The sequence below is a fragment of the Lysinibacillus sp. NPDC098008 genome (genome assembly GCF_044760715.1).
Classification (GTDB): domain Bacteria; phylum Bacillota; class Bacilli; order Bacillales_A; family Planococcaceae; genus Lysinibacillus.
Genome location: NZ_JBIWBA010000006.1, coordinates 118,119 through 136,581 on the forward strand (window position 1 = coordinate 118,119; position 18,463 = coordinate 136,581).

General features: G+C 36.6%; 8 protein-coding genes and 2 CRISPR repeat arrays. Of the genes, 1 reads left to right on the forward strand and 7 read right to left on the reverse strand.

Going from position 1 to position 18,463, the window contains the following annotated elements; all coding sequences use genetic code 11:
* Positions 1-12 precede the first annotated feature (12 nt).
* The 5 genes from cas3 to cas6 are packed head-to-tail and all read right to left on the reverse strand — an operon-like array spanning position 13 to position 6,371.
* Entirely contained in the window at positions 13-2,268 is a 2,256-nt protein-coding gene (cas3, locus tag ACIQVU_RS08755; RefSeq protein WP_340805578.1) for a CRISPR-associated helicase Cas3', read from the reverse strand.
* Positions 2,269-2,313: 45 nt separating this feature from the next.
* Positions 2,314-3,051: a type I-B CRISPR-associated protein Cas5b gene (gene cas5b, locus ACIQVU_RS08760; RefSeq protein ID WP_340805577.1), complete on the reverse strand. Its 738-nt coding sequence runs from the start codon at positions 3,049-3,051 to the stop codon at positions 2,314-2,316.
* 8 nt (positions 3,052-3,059) lie between these two features.
* Positions 3,060-3,938, reverse strand: coding sequence for a type I-B CRISPR-associated protein Cas7/Cst2/DevR (gene cas7i, locus ACIQVU_RS08765; protein WP_340805576.1), 879 nt, complete (start codon positions 3,936-3,938; stop codon positions 3,060-3,062).
* Positions 3,931-5,622 (reverse strand): Cas8a1 family CRISPR/Cas system-associated protein, encoded by a 1,692-nt coding sequence (locus tag ACIQVU_RS08770; protein ID WP_340805575.1) that lies wholly within the window; start codon positions 5,620-5,622, stop codon positions 3,931-3,933. The genes cas7i and ACIQVU_RS08770 overlap by 8 nt, the downstream gene beginning before the upstream one ends.
* A gap of 11 nt (positions 5,623-5,633) precedes the next feature.
* The gene (cas6, locus tag ACIQVU_RS08775) at positions 5,634-6,371 is read right to left on the reverse strand and encodes a CRISPR-associated endoribonuclease Cas6 (RefSeq protein WP_402894990.1); all 738 of its coding nucleotides are present in this window, start codon (positions 6,369-6,371) and stop codon (positions 5,634-5,636) included.
* A gap of 723 nt (positions 6,372-7,094) precedes the next feature.
* A CRISPR array of direct repeats spans positions 7,095-7,447; the repeat unit is 29 nt; unit sequence GTTTTACATTAACTAAGTGGAATATAAAT.
* Between the two features lie 154 nt (positions 7,448-7,601).
* Here cas6 and ACIQVU_RS08780 point away from each other — a divergent pair.
* Positions 7,602-8,759, forward strand: a complete 1,158-nt coding sequence (locus ACIQVU_RS08780; RefSeq protein WP_402894993.1) for an S-layer homology domain-containing protein — start codon at positions 7,602-7,604, stop codon at positions 8,757-8,759.
* 805 nt (positions 8,760-9,564) lie between these two features.
* Here the strand turns inward: ACIQVU_RS08780 and ACIQVU_RS08785 are convergent.
* Positions 9,565-10,344, reverse strand: coding sequence for a DUF817 domain-containing protein (locus ACIQVU_RS08785; protein ID WP_402894996.1), 780 nt, complete (start codon positions 10,342-10,344; stop codon positions 9,565-9,567).
* 348 nt (positions 10,345-10,692) lie between these two features.
* Positions 10,693-12,768, reverse strand: coding sequence for a choice-of-anchor I family protein (locus ACIQVU_RS08790; protein WP_340805571.1), 2,076 nt, complete (start codon positions 12,766-12,768; stop codon positions 10,693-10,695).
* A 388-nt stretch (positions 12,769-13,156) separates the two neighbouring features.
* A CRISPR array of direct repeats spans positions 13,157-18,367; the repeat unit is 33 nt; unit sequence ATTTCAATCCACTTTCTCTATACAGAGAAAGAC.
* Positions 18,368-18,463 lie beyond the last annotated feature (96 nt).

An 18,463-nucleotide genomic window follows, 5' to 3' on the forward strand; every position in this document is an offset into this window, starting at 1 on the left:
CTTCATGAATGGTTATTGGAACAGCGCATCGTAATCATGTTCAAAAATTAAACCAAGTTCCTCTGTATATTTATAAGTGATAATCGGATATTCTGTATAGCAATCAACTTTAATGGTTGAAAAAATCTCTCCATTTTTTCGTTTCCTAGCATTTTCGTATGCCCAAGTCGCAATGGGTACAGTAAATTTTTGTAGCTTGATTAATGCATTAGTTCGTTCTTCCAATTGTAATTTTTCTGACAGTCTATCTTTTATATCTTCTATTTCAGTTTCATTATCTTTATATACTGTATAAGGGATCACTAATTGATTTTGAATATCGCGCAGTGTTGGCTTTTGCTCTTCTTGATAGGGGATTAAATCTTTATACCACTTTAATGTTTCATCGAATATTTTCATATATTTGCACTCTTCACCTAGCGCTTCTCTGTTATACACTTGCTCAACAATATCCATTTTGGTTTGCTCATCAATCAATTGATTGTTATATTGCAATAGCACTTTCTTTGATTGCATATAAATATCATAATCTACAACTGATTTGGTATGATTGGCAATCCCCGATGGCAGCTCATCCCCTGTAAACACATAAATATTCGGGCTATTTTCTACGTAATCCCGTTCACGATAAATACGCCCCATTCGCTGAAATAATCCTGATGCATCTGAAAGCTCTGTAAACAAAATATCAAAATCAATATCAACACTGGCTTCTACTAGCTGTGTCGTAATCCATATACCTGTATCAGAGCAATCTCTATCTCCCAATCTCAAAATTTCTTTTTCTTTTTTCTGACGATGTTTGCTTATAAAGCGACTGTGTAATAAAGAGGCTTTTATTTTGGCATGTCGAAACTCCTGATATAGTTGCTGTGCCTTCATAACGGTATTGACAATAATCAGCACTTTTCGATTCAATGAATGCTTAACAATTTCCTCAATTGTTAAATCCCTTTCGACAATTTGCATATAGTGGCGTTTGATCATTTCATTATTTTTATTATATTTTAAAAATGGTTTTTCTGGCTTAACAAACGGGACTTTTAACTCCTCCAACGCTTCTACAAAAATTGGTGGTAATGTCGCCGTCATAATTAAAAACTTGCCACCCATATCCGTAATATATTTCAGCCCTAGTACAATAAAGGCAGCTAATCGTGGACTATACATTTGAATTTCATCAATAATCAGTTTACTGTAGGACAATGTAGCAAGCTTTATTTCAAAACCTGGATACAAACCGACAAAATCAATAATTTGGTCAATAGTCGTTACAGTTAATGGCATTGATAAATTTTTGGCATGTGTGACGGTGATTAAATCTAAGTCTTGGTCATCTGCACGTTTCACATACTCCGCATGCATATCACTGTGAAGTAACCCTGTATTCTTTTTCTCACAGCCAATCTTCTCAATTAATCGGTCATAAATCGCATTGATAGACACTTTTAGTGGTAGTGTGAAAATGCCTTTATCATCGCCGAGCCACCAAAGAGCTGCTTCTGTTTTTCCAATTCCTGTCGAAGCAATAACGATGTGGTTCTTCTGTTGATGAGCATATAAATGTTCCTGTAGCTCATTCCTTGTATGGTTATTATCATCAAAATATTTTTCCATCTTTTTCGGCAAATTACCAGGTGGGATTTCAACCTCATAGCCCCCACTCGCTGCATAGTCTATTTTGTTTAACAACCCTTTGATTCGTACGAAATGGTAGAGGTGGTTACTATTTTCGAGATACTCGCGTTCAGTGAATTCCTCATAATCAAATACAGGCTCTTCACGAATAACGATATCCTTTGTTGTATTAAATGTGTCAAAATCCTTAATCAACATCGGGATATATTGCTCTAATTCCTTTTCGAGCTCTTCAGGGCTATCATCAAAATTTTGTTCTGCACGTTCATGATGATAATAAACAGCTAAAATCAATATAGTAACCTCTTCTTCACTATATTGTTCCAATAAATCATCTATTGGTATGAATGCACAACTTAAATAGCCATGAGGGATTTCAGCAATTTCAGGGAGCAAGTCTTTAATCCTTTCTGTTATATCACGTACTTTATTTTGAAATTTAGTGTTTGCTTTTCCTACATCATGATACTTTACTGCGAGTAATAAAATTTCCTTATCTTTCTCGGACAATGCACGAGGGTATATTTTACAAAATAAATCCCATTGTTTAATCAGCTCACTTGTATGCTCCGCAATTGTTTGTGCGGGCTTGTCTTTTTTTGCTGATTTTGCTAATAATGTTTTGAACATATACTATCCTCCTTTACAAAAAAGAATGGAGATTCTTCTCCATTCTTATGCTAACAATACAGTAAAACCATCTTCGTCAAACTCTAATTCTTTACGCCCATACATTATATTTGTTAATGTCGCAGGAACGTGGAATACATTCACTTTTTCCCATTGGCGAATTTGCTTTCCTTTAGCAATTTCAATTAACTCATAGGTCTTATTTAAACGATATGATGTTCCATTCTTTTTATAGATACCTTTCTCTTCCGCAATTGCATGTGGCATAAATATATCGTAAGGAACTGGCTGCCGTCGCTTTGTTCTTTCTGATGTTATCTCCACCTCTTTCACCAAATTCACCTGTAATAAATCCTCACGTCTACCTAAAGACAAATATTCCTCAGGTGATTTTAGTGCCTCGACAATTATTGGAATATACTGCTCGTCCTCTGGCACAACATGCAAAATGAGCTCAACATCGACTAATAGCTCTGTTGTAGAAACGCCTCGTGTAATCCCGTGTGCTTTACCATCTGATAATTCGATCTTTAATTGGTGACGTCCTTGCTCATAGGAACTCCCCGCAAACTCATAGCGTGTCCATAAATCATTGACCTTTGAATGATATTTCCCCTGAATGCTCACCTGCATTGGCACATAGCTTGTAAAGCCACATGCCGCATGCACCATGCCAATGACAGTCGAGTATGGGGGTAATGGATACGATTCTTTTAATTGAAAACTCGTTGGCTTCTTATAGTTCACTAAATTTTGATAAGCCTCAATCCGAATCCCCTTCATATGTTCACCTACTTATAATAGTCTGCAACTGCTTGCTCAAGCTGTGCGAAAAAATCTGCCATTAGCTTTGCCTGTAAATTATGCTCAATTTCATCGTCGTTCGCCAATAATCCTTTCACTAAGCCAACATGTGTATTTTCTTGAATATGAGCATCCAATGCTAAAATCCCTTCAACCGTCGATACCGCAAGCCTATTATTCTGAAGTTTTAAGCGATTTTCAAAGAATGGATTTTTCAAATCGTAGACGCCACCAATCGCAAAAATCGGTGCTAAGTTTTCACGACGCCCTTTAATATCTCGATATAGGAACTTCAATGTACGGAGCAATGAAATTACGCGATTTGCTCGTTCTTCCAATGGAATTTCAATGTTATCGTTCGCATCAATTCCCACTTTATCTAAATCAATTGTCAATGTATAAGCATAGAAGGATTTATGAATTTCACTTTGTGCAATATTGCCTCCTCTTAATTCCTCCCCTGTAGTGGCACTTTGATGGCGATCAAATAATCCTTTATTTGTTAAAAACTCTAAATCTGTATTATAGCTTTCAAGCGCAACTGCATTCGATAAACGTGCAACTGCAGCACGTGTTTTCGTCGGCTTTACTGTTTTCATATAGCCAAATAAATCAATTTCTGGATAGTCTACAATTGTTGCCTCTGGGTGAAATTGAATAACTGAGCCATCCACTCCTAATGGCGTATTATTCACGCCCATTTGATCAACAATGTTATAGCGCAATGCTTGTCGAGAAATGTACGTGTAAACTTCATGATCTCCGCGCGAAATCTTTTTCAACGAAGCCACATTCCCTACACCTTCCCCATAGTTCGCACTTTCCGCTTCGAATATAATGCTAATTGTTAGTCCCTTTTTATTCATTTTCTTTCTCCTCCTTCACTTTATCCTTTTGCTCAAATTCTGCCCCGTTTAATCCAATTAAAAATGCATAGCCAATCGTTTGAAACTTTTCTGGATTATTTAATGCTTTTGTAAAAAATAGCGGTATACCTAATTTTTCATGGCGTTTATAGCTATAGGCTTGTACAATCGTTTCCATAAATTTATTTGGATTTTTCACTTTTAAAGCATTTAACAAGCGGTGTGAAATCGCATTTAATTTTGGTTCTTGTCCCCTATACAATTCTCTTAGCTTATAGCCACTAATACGAATGTTTCTTAATTCTTGGTCTGACATCTTATGCTTCCCTCCTGAATTCGAAATTTTCAAAATTCTATAGATAGAAAAAATATCTTGATACTCTTTTTCTACTTTCAATCGAAGCAGACAGTACAATAAATCATGCAAGCTTTGTCCATTATAAAATCGTCGAAGAACTTCTTGATACAGACTGATATATTCGCCTCTCTCTTGTGCAAATTTCCCCGTTAAATAGTGAAAATCTTTTCGTCTATCATAAAGCTGTTGTGCTTTTTCACGTGATAACATATTAAATGTGTATGGTCTTGTGGCATGATTTCGGTCGTACTTAACAATTTGAATATTGTCGATTTCAAAGTTTTTCTTATTTTCAACATGTTGGTACATTTCATCAACAATCTTTGAATAGGCCATTGCCTCAAGCTTATCTCGCGAATATTCTTCTCCTTTAGCATCTCGCAGCTGAATCTTATTATAAGCTATTAATTTCTCAATGGATTGATTGCTGTTAATAAATAGCCCTACTCCATTTTTCAATGTAAACCCTAATGGTAAGCAACTGTACACAATATTACAGATTGGGCAGATAAACAAATTACGCTGGTGATTCCAGTAATGCGAAGATTTCCTTGCACCATCGACACCTAAATTTTGTACCCATGTCAAATCAAATGCCTTTGAAACTGATTTCATTTTATGATCACAACACGCACATGTCAGCTTGTTCTTTTCATATTTTTTAACATCCTCTTTCGCAGCTAAAAAATCTTTTGCGGGCTGGATGAAATAGTTAAAATATTCCTCATATAAATCCTTTTTGCTCGCTGTACTATTCAAAAATGAAACATTTGACCAAAAACTTTGAATAATTTGATACGAAAGAACGCGCGGTACAATATAGCGTTTCGCATCCGCATGCTTTAAATGCTTCATAATTTCTAATAATGCATCTACAGCCTTGACAATTTGTGGCTGTATTTGCTCAAGTGTCTCACTTTTTTTGTGTGTCACCTTTTTCAAACTCTTCCCTGCTTCTAAAAAATCAAAAGGAATGGCAGATAAAAATGGATACACATTTTTATAGCTATTGGATGATAACCAATACTTTACTTTGTCAATATGGTCATTTAAACGCGTTAAATTTTTAGCATCTACAATATCTTTCCTTGCCTTTTGCAAAAAATCGCTTATAACACCATTCGTCATTCGATAGTAGTTTGTTTCATGTCCATACTCATTCGCTAAGTAGGCAAAATAGTGTTCGTGAAAGTTTTCCAAATAACTTTCTGGAAAGCGAATGGTTTGACCATCTTTTTCGTAATCCAAATTTGCATATTCCAAAATACGACAAAGCCCAAGTATACTAGCATTGTAAATCGTTTCCTCCAATTGCAATTCAATCATTTTCTCACCTCCTATTCATTTATCATCTCGATACAGCCAAGCATTTGTGATCTTCTAAAGCCCAAACCTGCTTGTGCTAGAATTGCTAAATCCTCAGGATGCCCACCTAATACAAATGTTCCTTCAAATGCATTTAAATAGAGTAAGCCTTTTGCATTTAAATTTTTAAATTTTTCATGCTTTAGCTGTACTACTTTCTTCTTCATCGTTACAGGCGTAAATACAAGCGATTGATATAATGGTCGTCCAGCTATAGATTTCAAGCATTCATTTGCTGCATAATTTAATTCTTTCTCATAGTTCGAATCACCAATATTTAAGTATCGATTGTTGCGATTCTTCACAACAATCGCGCTATTCGTTTTAAACAAAGCTTGGGATTTTGTTGGTAATTTTTCGGGTAAAAACTTAATGTCTTTAATCATTAATGTATAGGTCTTGTATTGGATTTGTTCTTGTTCAAGCAAGCCGTTGTAAAGGTTGAGCATAAATCCAATATCAGGAGAGGAAATTGTCATTCGGATATCTTGATGAATCAAAAACTCATCATTTTCTAGCGTGTAACCATTCAAATAAATTGCCCCTGTAAAAGGACGCATCGCCTTATTCGCTCGTTTATCATCCAAGTGATATAGACTTTCTTTTAATTCCGAATTAGCAGCAGTTAAACCAGCTTTAACAACACTGACACCTAAAAAATTATAGTGCCTTGGGATTTTTTTAGTTTCGAAGATAATTTGTAATTTCATGGTTTCACCTCCTACTATCAAATGTAAGCTTAGTTGAAGTTAATAATGTAGATAATTTCTTAAAAAGCTTACCTCTATAGTAATAAATATTTTATTCTTAGTCAATAATTTTCTTAAAATTAAATTAACATGTAATTATACTGGTTATACTTTTATAACTTATAGAAATTATATTTTATTTTTATTTATTTTCTTTATTCACTTTGATAAGATAGAAAAATACTGTTCACCTTAACTATGTGGAATGTAAATGTATATTTCCAAGTAAATTTTAATTGATTTGAAAATTATCTTTTTTTATTAACTATGTGGAATGTTTAATCACAAACTATTTTAATTTTTAACATGTAAAAGAAGAGCCTTCCTACCATTTGATGTATAGGAAGGCTCTTTAACTTTATTTACTTTTATCTAAAACTTCATTACATTCCTCTTCGGAACAAAATTATTTGCTATTTTTAATAAATCTCTAAATAACGGTTTGTTTTTTGTACACATAAGTAGGTAGAAAACTACAACACGACTATGTATGATAACAAAATTGCAGTGAATCATTTAACAGCACACAATGCCTCCAAAGCATACCACCACTAGCTGTAAGGCCTATTGGTGTAAAAACGCCATTACCAAACTCCCGATTCACTGCAAACCATCCCAAAAGATGACGAGTTACAAGTTGATCAAGTATTGAAAAATAAGGGTTTTTGATTATGATAAAGGTGGGTTTTACATTAACTAAGTGGAATATAAATTGAATTCATTACAAAAAAAATCGGCATTGAAGAAAAGTTTTACATTAACTAAGTGGAATATAAATTATGTAATCACTTAGCATTTTGGACAGGGAAAAGTGTTTTACATTAACTAAGTGGAATATAAATCTTCAAGATGTCTCATAGTTCGACTACATTCATCATGTTTTACATTAACTAAGTGGAATATAAATATGAGTGCTTTTGCTGACGAATCGCTTGCACCACAGGTTTTACATTAACTAAGTGGAATATAAATTACTCTTTAAAAATCCCACCATTACGTAACGCAAAAGTTTTACATTAACTAAGTGGAATATAAATTTTTAAGAGCCTCCCCGAAATATTCCTTTACTTTATCGTTTTACATTAACTGAGTGGATGGATTTAAATTGTCTGATTGTCAAGAGCTGTGTAGAATGTAAATTAATTAAAAGACCACTATGACGATAAAAAATAGTGATGGGGAGGAATTATGATGAAAAAAAATAAAAAACGAAATCTATATTTAACGGTCCTGGCTGCTGCTGTAGCTATTCCCGTAATGACGGCTCAAGTTCCTACGGAACATGCTCAAGCTGCTCAATCTAAAGGAGCTGTTGTTATTGCAACGGATGCCTTCAAAGACGTTAAGATTAGCAATCCTTATTATCAGATGATTCATGAAATGCGAGATGCCGGTATTATTCGTGGCTATGAGGACGGCACTTTCCGTCCTAACACAACGATCAGTCGTGAACACGCGGCGGCTCTTGTGAGCCGCGCATTAACGATTAACGATTTAACGCTAGACAAGAAAGTAGAATTCAAACAACCAAAGGATTTAAGCACTACCAGTCCTTACTATGATGATATTAAGATGCTGATCGAAGCGGGATTACTAAAAACAGACGCAAAGGGCAATATCAATCCGAAGGTTGAGCTGAAGCGCGGCGAAATGGCAAAGATCCTTGCAGTGGCCTTTAACCTTGAAGTGAAGGCAGATTACGTATTCCAGGATGTAAAAGGTTCAGAGTATGAGGAATATGTAAAGGCCCTTTACTCCAACGGAGTAACGACAGGCTATGAAGATTACACTTTTAAGTTGGATAATTCGCTAACTCGTGTTCATTACGTACTATTCATGCACCGTGCGATGAACCTAGATAATGATTTCGTTGCAGAACCTATACCTACGCCAACGCCAAAACCTGAGCCAAAACCATCGCCAACACCGAAGCCAGAACCATCCAGTCCAACAAGTGATAGTCCGATTAAGTACAGTGATTGGAGTCGAGATGATATTAATACTAAAATCCCACGTCCAAAAGGATATGTAGCGGGAGAACATGAAAAGAAAAATGCTGAAATAGTAGAAGGAATTATCGCTGAAAATAAACATAGTTATCAAACTAGCTTTACTATTGAAGCTGATTTTTGGAAAAACAATGATTCTTCTTCTCCTTTTGTCCCAAAAAGCTTAGTTGAAAAATTGCAGATGAGTGCAGACAATGCGGGAACAACATATGAAAAATTTGTTGAAGTAATCAATTGGGCAATTGATACCGGAGAGGTTTATAATGGAGAAATATTTACTGTATATTTTGATTATCAAAAAGGACTTCTCTGCGTAAGTGGTCAACGTACAAAGCAGTAGCAGAATTTTAGGAGAAGGGATTGAAAAATCAAGCATAGTATGATAACCTCAAGCATAGTATGATAACCTCTAGTTGTCCTTAACGATATGAATATAAAGGGACGAAAAAACAAGGTTTATATTCATATTGTATATTCTTTAGGGCTACGCTCCGATTAAGACAACTTTTACTTAAGTGTAGAAGTTGTCTTTTTGTATATAAACGAAAGGGTAAGAAGGAGGAGAGTTAATGATTATAGGTTTTAACCGATTGATTTGAAAGATAGGGGATGAAAATTTGGATAAGTATGAATTTTATGATGTGCTTCTAAAGACAGTTATGATGATCGGAATAGTCTTTTCTGTAGTAGCAATGATCACAATAGCTGATTATATTCGTTAGGATTAGTGATTTGATGACTTTTATACAAGGGAGGAGTAGAAATGATTAATGCTTGGATGATTAATGCTTGTGTTCTACTTGTTGTTTTGTTCTTTGGTTTTGGACTTAATTTTATGTTTAATGCCAGAGTAAATAACGATCGGTATAGGTTTTTCGATGATCCTGAATTTGATTTCACGTCCTGAATGGACTGGACAACGCTGTTTTATTATCCGCTTCTTTTAGGGTTATCTGTAGTCGTTGTGTTTCTGTGTATTCTTGTGATATATCTATATAACATTATAATGCTTGTTTTCTATTAACTAAGTGGAATATAAATTTTCCTAAAGCAACATAAAGCATACTATCCTTATCAAATTACGATAGGTTATGTATAGTCAAACTACCAAAGAACCTACCTGAATTAGGTAGGCTCTTTGTTGATTAACGGACGTAATTTCCCTCTCGGCCCTTTACTCTCTTCAGCTCTGCTACAATTAAAAAGCTTACAATGACTAGGAGCAGCCAAGAGCTGATTTTTCCTAAATGCACTAGGCTCCATGTATGTGTTTGGTTTGGATATTGCCATGCACCAAAGAAGGTGGCGATGTTTTCTGCAACCCAAATGAAGAAGCCAATCAAGGCGAAGCTAAGCACAATCGGCATACGATAGGTAATACCATTTACTTTATAGCGAACAGAGGCACGCCAAAATACGATAATAACGCATAATCCTAGCCACCAGCGTAAATCCAGCCAAAAATGATGCCAGAAAAAGTTTAGATAAATCGCTGAGGCAAGCGGCACAACTGCAAAATATGGCGGCCAGTTAACAAGCTCGACATGTAAGCGACGCCATGCTTGGCATAAATAGCTGGCGACACTAGCATACATAAAGCCGCTGTAGAGTGGTACACCGAAAACTTTGAAAAAGCCGTGTTCTGGATATGCCCATGAGCCCATATGCACTTTAAAAATTTCAAGAGCTAGCCCAATTAAATGAAATAATGTAATTACCTTGAGCTCATCCTTTGTTTCAAGACCAGAGCGCACCATCCACCATTGCATTACAATGCATATCATAAGGAGCCAATCGTATCTTGCAAGAAATGGTAGTGGAATAAATTTTGTTAAGGCTAATGACGCAAAAATAACGACTGGAAAAAGACAGGATAATGCTTGCTCTCGCCCAAAATAGAGCAATTGCTTTAACTTATGCTTCATATTTTATTCCCCACCTTCTAATAGCTGTCGCCCTCGTCATTGTGATACGAGCCTTCCCCAATACTGCTAGCATTCTGTTACGTTCAATCCTATTTGCCAAATTGCTTCACCTCAAAGTTCCTTTTCATCGTACGGCTATCATTATTCATCTAGTGCAAAACGATAGCATTCAATATCGACAACTTATTTATTGTTTATCAATAAGTTTATATCGATAAACCATAAACTTTATAGTATTAGACTGCATCAATTTGCATTAAGTTCCAAGCTACATAAAAAATTTATTGAATGCTTCCTACCAAATAGTAAAAAGCCCCGAAAATACTTCAGGGCTTACGAATGTATCCATTATGAAAATAGGATGTGTAAAATGTTGGCTACTTCCGCTCTTGTTAAAGTGGCTTGTGGGTTGAATTGCTGCTGATTGCCTGTCATAATGCCAGCTTGCTGTAATGCATAGATTGCTTCTTTTGCTGCTGGTGAGATAGCTGGATCATCTGCATAAGTTTGCTGTGCTTGCTGTTGTGACAATTCATAGCCTGTATGCTGTAGGTAGCGATAGAGTATTTGTGCTGCTTCCTCACGTGTAATGGCATTGCTTGGCTTGAATTGCTTGCTTGTTGTATCAACCAATCTATTATTGTATGCCCATGCAACAGCAGCTGCAAAATAGTGTGTTGCCTTTACATCTGTAAACGGTGCTTGTGCAGATGGTGCTAGCTCTTGTGTGCGACTGAGAGCTGTAATAAATTGGGCTTTTGTTATTGGCTTGTTTGGCGCAAATTGCTCCTTTGTCACACCATTGAACATCCCCGCTCTTGCTACCTGCTCAATAGCTGCTTGTGCCCAGTGACCTTGAATATCAGTAAATGTTACTGGCACACCAATTGTATAGGTTGCTACTGTTCCGCTTACTTCATGTGCAGCCAGTAAAGTTGGCAAGCCTGTTGGACTTTTTTCTGCCGCAATAAATGCTAGCCCCTCTGGTGATACATCGCCCTTTATATCCTCACTAAAATCACGCTTATTGACATATTGCACAAATGTTGGAGCATGTGGGTTTGTAATATCATACATCATTATGCCACCGATACGTTCAAGCCCAACAAAGGCATAGAAGCGGTCGCCAATTTGTCCAATCTTTACATCCTCTGGCTCAGGTCCCTTTTTGCCACTGCGATTATCCAGCTTTGTATTATTGTTGGAGGCATTGAAATATTCCGGGAAAGCTTCTGCTGTTATTTTTTCAAAATCACTGCCGCTATCGTATACTTGCTTCATTGTATCTGCCTCATAAATGGAAAACGAACGCGCACCAAAGCTATAGGCTTTCGTTGTATCTAGACCATCATAATCAGATGCGTCAACTAAAACGACTTCATTGCCATCTAATTCCGTTTCAATTTCGTTAAGATAGCCGTCCCAATCACGTGAATCGCCTTCATTGGCGGTTACTAAATACGTTTGACCATTTACCTCATAGCTAGCAATTCCATCTGGCATATAAAGCCCAAATATATGTTCAGGCTGAATAGCGATTTTCTTATCTTTTCTAAAATCTAGTGCATTTTTAGCTAAGCTATGATCCTTTACCCCAAGCGATTTTACATCAAGCCATTCGTTTGTGGTTAAATCAAATATCGCAATGGCATTTGCTTCCTGCAATGTGACATATGCTTTATCGCTTGCTTGATCGACCGCAATATATTCTGGCTCAAAATCAACGGAAGGAAGGGTATTTTTCTTAATGATTACCCCTTGTGCTACTAATTTCTCACGTTGCTCATCTAGCGCCTTAAATGTTACGGTTTGGGCTGTCGCATTTGTGACACCATCTGCTAAATCAATGACCGTTATACTTCCTTCTGGATCAATGGCATTGTTATAGCCTTCACGCGGCTCACCCTCGTTTGCGACAAGCGCTTTTTTGCCATCAGATGTAAAGGTAATCATATCTGGCTGCTTACCTGCTTCGACGACATGCTGAATCGTACCGTCATAAGTTAAAAATACGGCTAAGCCATTGTCGTTTGTACCTGCAGCTTGTACTGCTGCTACAATTGTCTTAAGCTCTGTGTTGATGCTAATGCTTGTTACATCACCATATGTAAAGGCAGGGTTCATTTTTTTCAGCCCTTCCTCAAGATTAATGCTTTTGTCAGCCTTTAAGGCACTGTATGCTGTGCTATTTGGGAAAGATACTACCTCAATTTGCTTCGTTGTACCATTAATAACATAGTATTTTTGATTGTCAGCATTATAAGCAACAATCTCTGTCGCACCGCCATCCTCATTTTGTACACCTGAATCATAGCGGGACGTAACATCCATATTTAACAATGCTTCAGCCCTTGACGGTGTGTGAAAGCTCGTGAGTGCAATGGTCATTCCTGCTGTGAATGCGGCTAAATTTTTAAATTTCATCGTAAACCTCCAACTAAAATAACGTAATCTCTCGTATCATACAAAATAAATGTAAAGGCAGTATTAAGATGATTTAAAGAAATGGCTAGAGGAGGTTTGCTTGCGGAGGAGGTTTTCTTATAAAGCAGCTTATACGGGGCAGTGCGGGGAATGGCAGTTGAGGATACGGCGCAGCTCTTTTGCGAGCGCCTACTACCTACCGCATCCTACCGAACCATTTTTAGTCCTGATGGTAAGCTAGAGCGTTCATTTAGTTATTACTAAAAATACATTCACACGATCTTTCCCTGTTTCAGCGTAAGGCTTCAGAAAAGTCGAATATAGGATTTACAATGGTTTTTATCTAGGGAAAGACCGTATTCTCATATGCTCAAGCCAATACTAATACATTTCAATCCACTTTCTCTATACAGAGAGAAACTCCCAATATACACACCTGCCCGTGTTATAAAGATTTCAATCCATTCTCTCTATACAGAGAAAGACGACAGGTGCGACAAAAGCTCAAGTCGAAATTGTATTTCAATCCACTTTCTCTATACAGAGAAAGACGCAGAACCTGCCAGTTGGTCATATAAAGGTGAGCATTTCAATCCACTTTCTCTATACAGAGAAAGACATACCAACTACTGCCGTAGCCCCAATAGCTGCTATAATTTCAATCCACTTTCTCTATACAGAGAAAGACTTTTTTTCATTCGCTTGTTCCGGTGCATCTTCTAGATTTCAATCCACTTTCTCTATACAGAGAAAGACGAGGCGACAGACGAAAAGGGCAATAAATCAACGCATTTCAATCCACTTTCTCTATACAGAGAAAGACCTCCATACCATTCAATCATCATACTTTTAGATAATTTCAATCCACTTTCTCTATACAGAGAAAGACGTGTACCATATCGATTTCTTCAAATGTTACGACTGATTTCAATCCACTTTCTCTATACAGAGAAAGACATGACCCCATTCACACGTCATAGTCTTCACCAGATTTCAATCCACTTTCTCTATACAGAGAAAGACACAGGCTTATCACTACAACGATCTGATCCTAGAAATTTCAATCCACTTTCTCTATACAGAGAAAGACCACGTTGATTTTTATGATGAGCAATTAACTATCATTTCAATTCACTTTCTCTATACAGAGAAAGACGCTGGGCTTGTGGCTCATAAGGTAAATTGCCAATGATTTCAATCCACTTTCTCTATACAGAGAAAGACATGCAGTAAATGTACTTCCTCGGCTGTTTTGGCATTTCAATCCACTTTCTCTATACAGAGAAAGACGTGATGATGTGTCGCTTTGTTTTTTCATCTACAATTTCAATCCACTTTCTCTATACAGAGAAAGACAGATACCATTGATTCCTCATTTTCAATCATTTGAGATTTCAATCCACTTTCTCTATACAGAGAAAGACCTCTGTGATATTCCCACAATCACATCGACATATAATTTCAATCCACTTTCTCTATACAGAGAAAGACGTAGTTAAGCGTGACAACTATGCATAAACAATTATTTCAATCCACTTTCTCTATACAGAGAAAGACTACGTGGTAAGAAAACGGTTGAGCCTTCCACAACATTTCAATCCACTTTCTCTATACAGAGAAAGACTTTTACATCGGCATGAATATAGTCGGGGCTTTTAAAATTTCAATCCACTTTCTCTATACAGAGAAAGACCTCACGTCCATCCTCATCCACTGCAAAAATTGTGATTTCAATCCACTTTCTCTATACAGAGAAAGACGAATACCAGGGATTTTTAAATGAGTACGGCAAAGGATTTCAATCCACTTTCTCTATACAGAGAAAGACACCTGAATCAGTAGACGTCTACGAGCTAATAAAAATTTCAATCCACTTTCTCTATACAGAGAAAGACGCACCAGTTGTCATTTCAATTGTTTCGATTTTTGATTTCAATCCACTTTCTCTATACAGAGAAAGACGTTTTTATCGTATCTCCCTCTACCTCATCTCGAAATTTCAATCCACTTTCTCTATACAGAGAAAGACGCTCTACTCGATAAAGATATGCGGTTAGATACTATCATTTCAATCCACTTTCTCTATACAGAGAAAGACGCCAATTGCCTTTTTTTGATTGAGGTGTTTATTTTATTTCAATCCACTTTCTCTATACAGAGAAAGACTATGTTTTACCATCAATCACCATATGATTATCTTATTTCAATCCACTTTCTCTATACAGAGAAAGACCCACTGCCAGCTAAATCGTCAAGTCTGTCGATAACCATTTCAATCCACTTTCTCTATACAGAGAAAGACGTATATTAAAACGTATTCATAACTTAACAGTTTTGATTTCAATCCACTTTCTCTATACAGAGAAAGACAACTGTGCCTTACATTACTTTTGAGGACTGGCTGATTTCAATCCACTTTCTCTATACAGAGAAAGACGTTTTCCCCATACTCGGACGAGCAGCTATAATAGTATTTCAATCCACTTTCTCTATACAGAGAAAGACAGAAAAAAGAGCCTGTCCGAAGAAAAATACAACATTTCAATCCACTTTCTCTATACAGAGAAAGACGGACTGTAGCGTAGCGCAAGGAGGATAAGGAGCCATTTCAATCCACTTTCTCTATACAGAGAAAGACGGTGAAAGAAATGGACTGTTAACTGTTATTGATCATTTCAATCCACTTTCTCTATACAGAGAAAGACTTTCTTCAATAGTTTAGAAGCCTCAATACCATAATTTCAATCCACTTTCTCTATACAGAGAAAGACGGAGTTCAACTCCAACAGATCAACCGTTGTCATCAATTTCAATCCACTTTCTCTATACAGAGAAAGACGCGTTTCTGTATCGTCATCTTCTCCTGGTACAGGATTTCAATCCACTTTCTCTATACAGAGAAAGACTGCATTTACTATCATTCTTTCGCCATTCTCTTTAGAATTTCAATCCACTTTCTCTATACAGAGAAAGACAATACTGTATTGACTAATTCAATGCCTTTGTAAATTTCAATCCACTTTCTCTATACAGAGAAAGACTTTATCTCAGTAAGACGTGTCTTTATTTATGAGCAATTTCAATCCACTTTCTCTATACAGAGAAAGACTGTCAGCTCAAACAGGTATAATTGGCGATGATTTTATTTCAATCCACTTTCTCTATACAGAGAAAGACTACAGGGGCTGCAACAGAAACGGCAAATGAATTTATTTCAATCCACTTTCTCTATACAGAGAAAGACGGTTGTCCTTCTTGTATTGGCGTTCAAGATAGCTTATTTCAATCCACTTTCTCTATACAGAGAAAGACAATTAATAAAGTGGGCGTGTTTAAGCGCTAAGGAGATTTCAATCCACTTTCTCTATACAGAGAAAGACCAATTTGTAATATTGGTAATAAACGTAAAAAACCATTTCAATCCACTTTCTCTATACAGAGAAAGACGCGGTTCTTTTGGAGCATCGCAAAACCATGGATTATATTTCAATCCACTTTCTCTATACAGAGAAAGACTAGCGAGCGATCATCTACTACATCCCCATCTACATTTCAATCCACTTTCTCTATACAGAGAAAGACCGATACGCAGGCGGACATACTCGCTGTAACGCAATTTCAATCCACTTTCTCTATACAGAGAAAGACAGTACCAATCTCTTTTTTGGATTTAGCGCAAGAAATTTCAATCCACTTTCTCTATACAGAGAAAGACGTATTTTCTGCTGGGGTATTACTAGCCCCAGCAATTTCAATCCACTTTCTCTATACAGAGAAAGACGATGACATGAGTACAATGCGCCAGCGCAAAATTATTTCAATCCACTTTCTCTATACAGAGAAAGACTCTTTGCAAGCTCTCGAATCCCTTTCAACCTTCAGTTATTTCAATCCACTTTCTCTATACAGAGAAAGACAACGGTGTGTTACTACCAAAAACACATTTTCTTTATTTCAATCCACTTTCTCTATACAGAGAAAGACGCTTTGGGGCTATATGCTTCATAGAGTTAGTGAGTATTTCAATCCACTTTCTCTATACAGAGAAAGACAGTACAAACAGATGCAGCAGTAACTAATATGGTGATTTCAATCCACTTTCTCTATACAGAGAAAGACAATGCTAGATTACACAGATTGGTACAAGGTGGCGATTTCAATCCACTTTCTCTATACAGAGAAAGACATATTTTGTTCCAGGGAGGGCTAGGCGCTGGTAATTTCAATCCACTTTCTCTATACAGAGAAAGACACAGAGCATTTACGAAAAGCATTTATACCTGCTTGATTTCAATCCACTTTCTCTATACAGAGAAAGACCAATCGCTTGATTAGCCATCTCACGAACGGTTCTATTTCAATCCACTTTCTCTATACAGAGAAAGACAAATGTATCGCCATCCACAACTAAGTAGCAGATATTTCAATCCACTTTCTCTATACAGAGAAAGACAATCACCAAAAGTCCAACCTTTAATAGCATTCATTATTTCAATCCACTTTCTCTATACAGAGAAAGACAGCACGTTCAATCGATGCTACAGCACGCGGAATGTTATTTCAATCCACTTTCTCTATACAGAGAAAGACTGTTTGTGAGGGCTATGAATATATCACAATTTAACATTTCAATCCACTTTCTCTATACAGAGAAAGACTGTCCACACTACGCTATGCAGCAACTTAGATATTTAATTTCAATCCACTTTCTCTATACAGAGAAAGACATGTTACCCAATGGATTGGTGCTGGATCTGATTATTTCAATCCACTTTCTCTATACAGAGAAAGACGTTTTACCATGAATCAATTACAAGTCATTGTGCATATTTCAATCCACTTTCTCTATACAGAGAAAGACGTATTAATCAAATGTCATCCCAGCACCATCAACATTTCAATCCACTTTCTCTATACAGAGAAAGACCAATTCTTCGAAATATGTTTCGTTTTCAAGCAAATTTCAATCCACTTTCTCTATACAGAGAAAGACGTCCATTATCTTTAGAGCACCAATGCCTAGTTTAATTTCAATCCACTTTCTCTATACAGAGAAAGACGGCTTATCAGCAAATGCAGGATTCTATTAATCAGACATTTCAATCCACTTTCTCTATACAGAGAAAGACGGGCGTCAACACAAAGACGTAATGCGGGATATTCATTTCAATCCACTTTCTCTATACAGAGAAAGACTACGTATACAGTGAACTACAACGTATTACAAAAATTTCAATCCACTTTCTCTATACAGAGAAAGACCAAAGCAACTAGCATAATGAGGTGATGCCTTTGGATTTCAATCCACTTTCTCTATACAGAGAAAGACTTGCAGATATTTCAGGATTAGGGCTTGCAATGGTATTTCAATCCACTTTCTCTATACAGAGAAAGACATACCCTGCAAGTTCAATAGCGTTATTCCAAGAGCCATTTCAATCCACTTTCTCTATACAGAGAAAGACATCTAAGCGAGATATTGCAAAATCATTTATAGAATTTCAATCCACTTTCTCTATACAGAGAAAGACAAACGCGCTTTATTGGTAACCGTGCTGCAGCTTTAATTTCAATCCACTTTCTCTATACAGAGAAAGACCGTAAGCCCGAAATATAAAAAATAGCGCACCTTTACGGTACGCACGACGAATGGCCAACTATCCTAGATTTTTTTCGGATAGTTGGCTATTTTGCA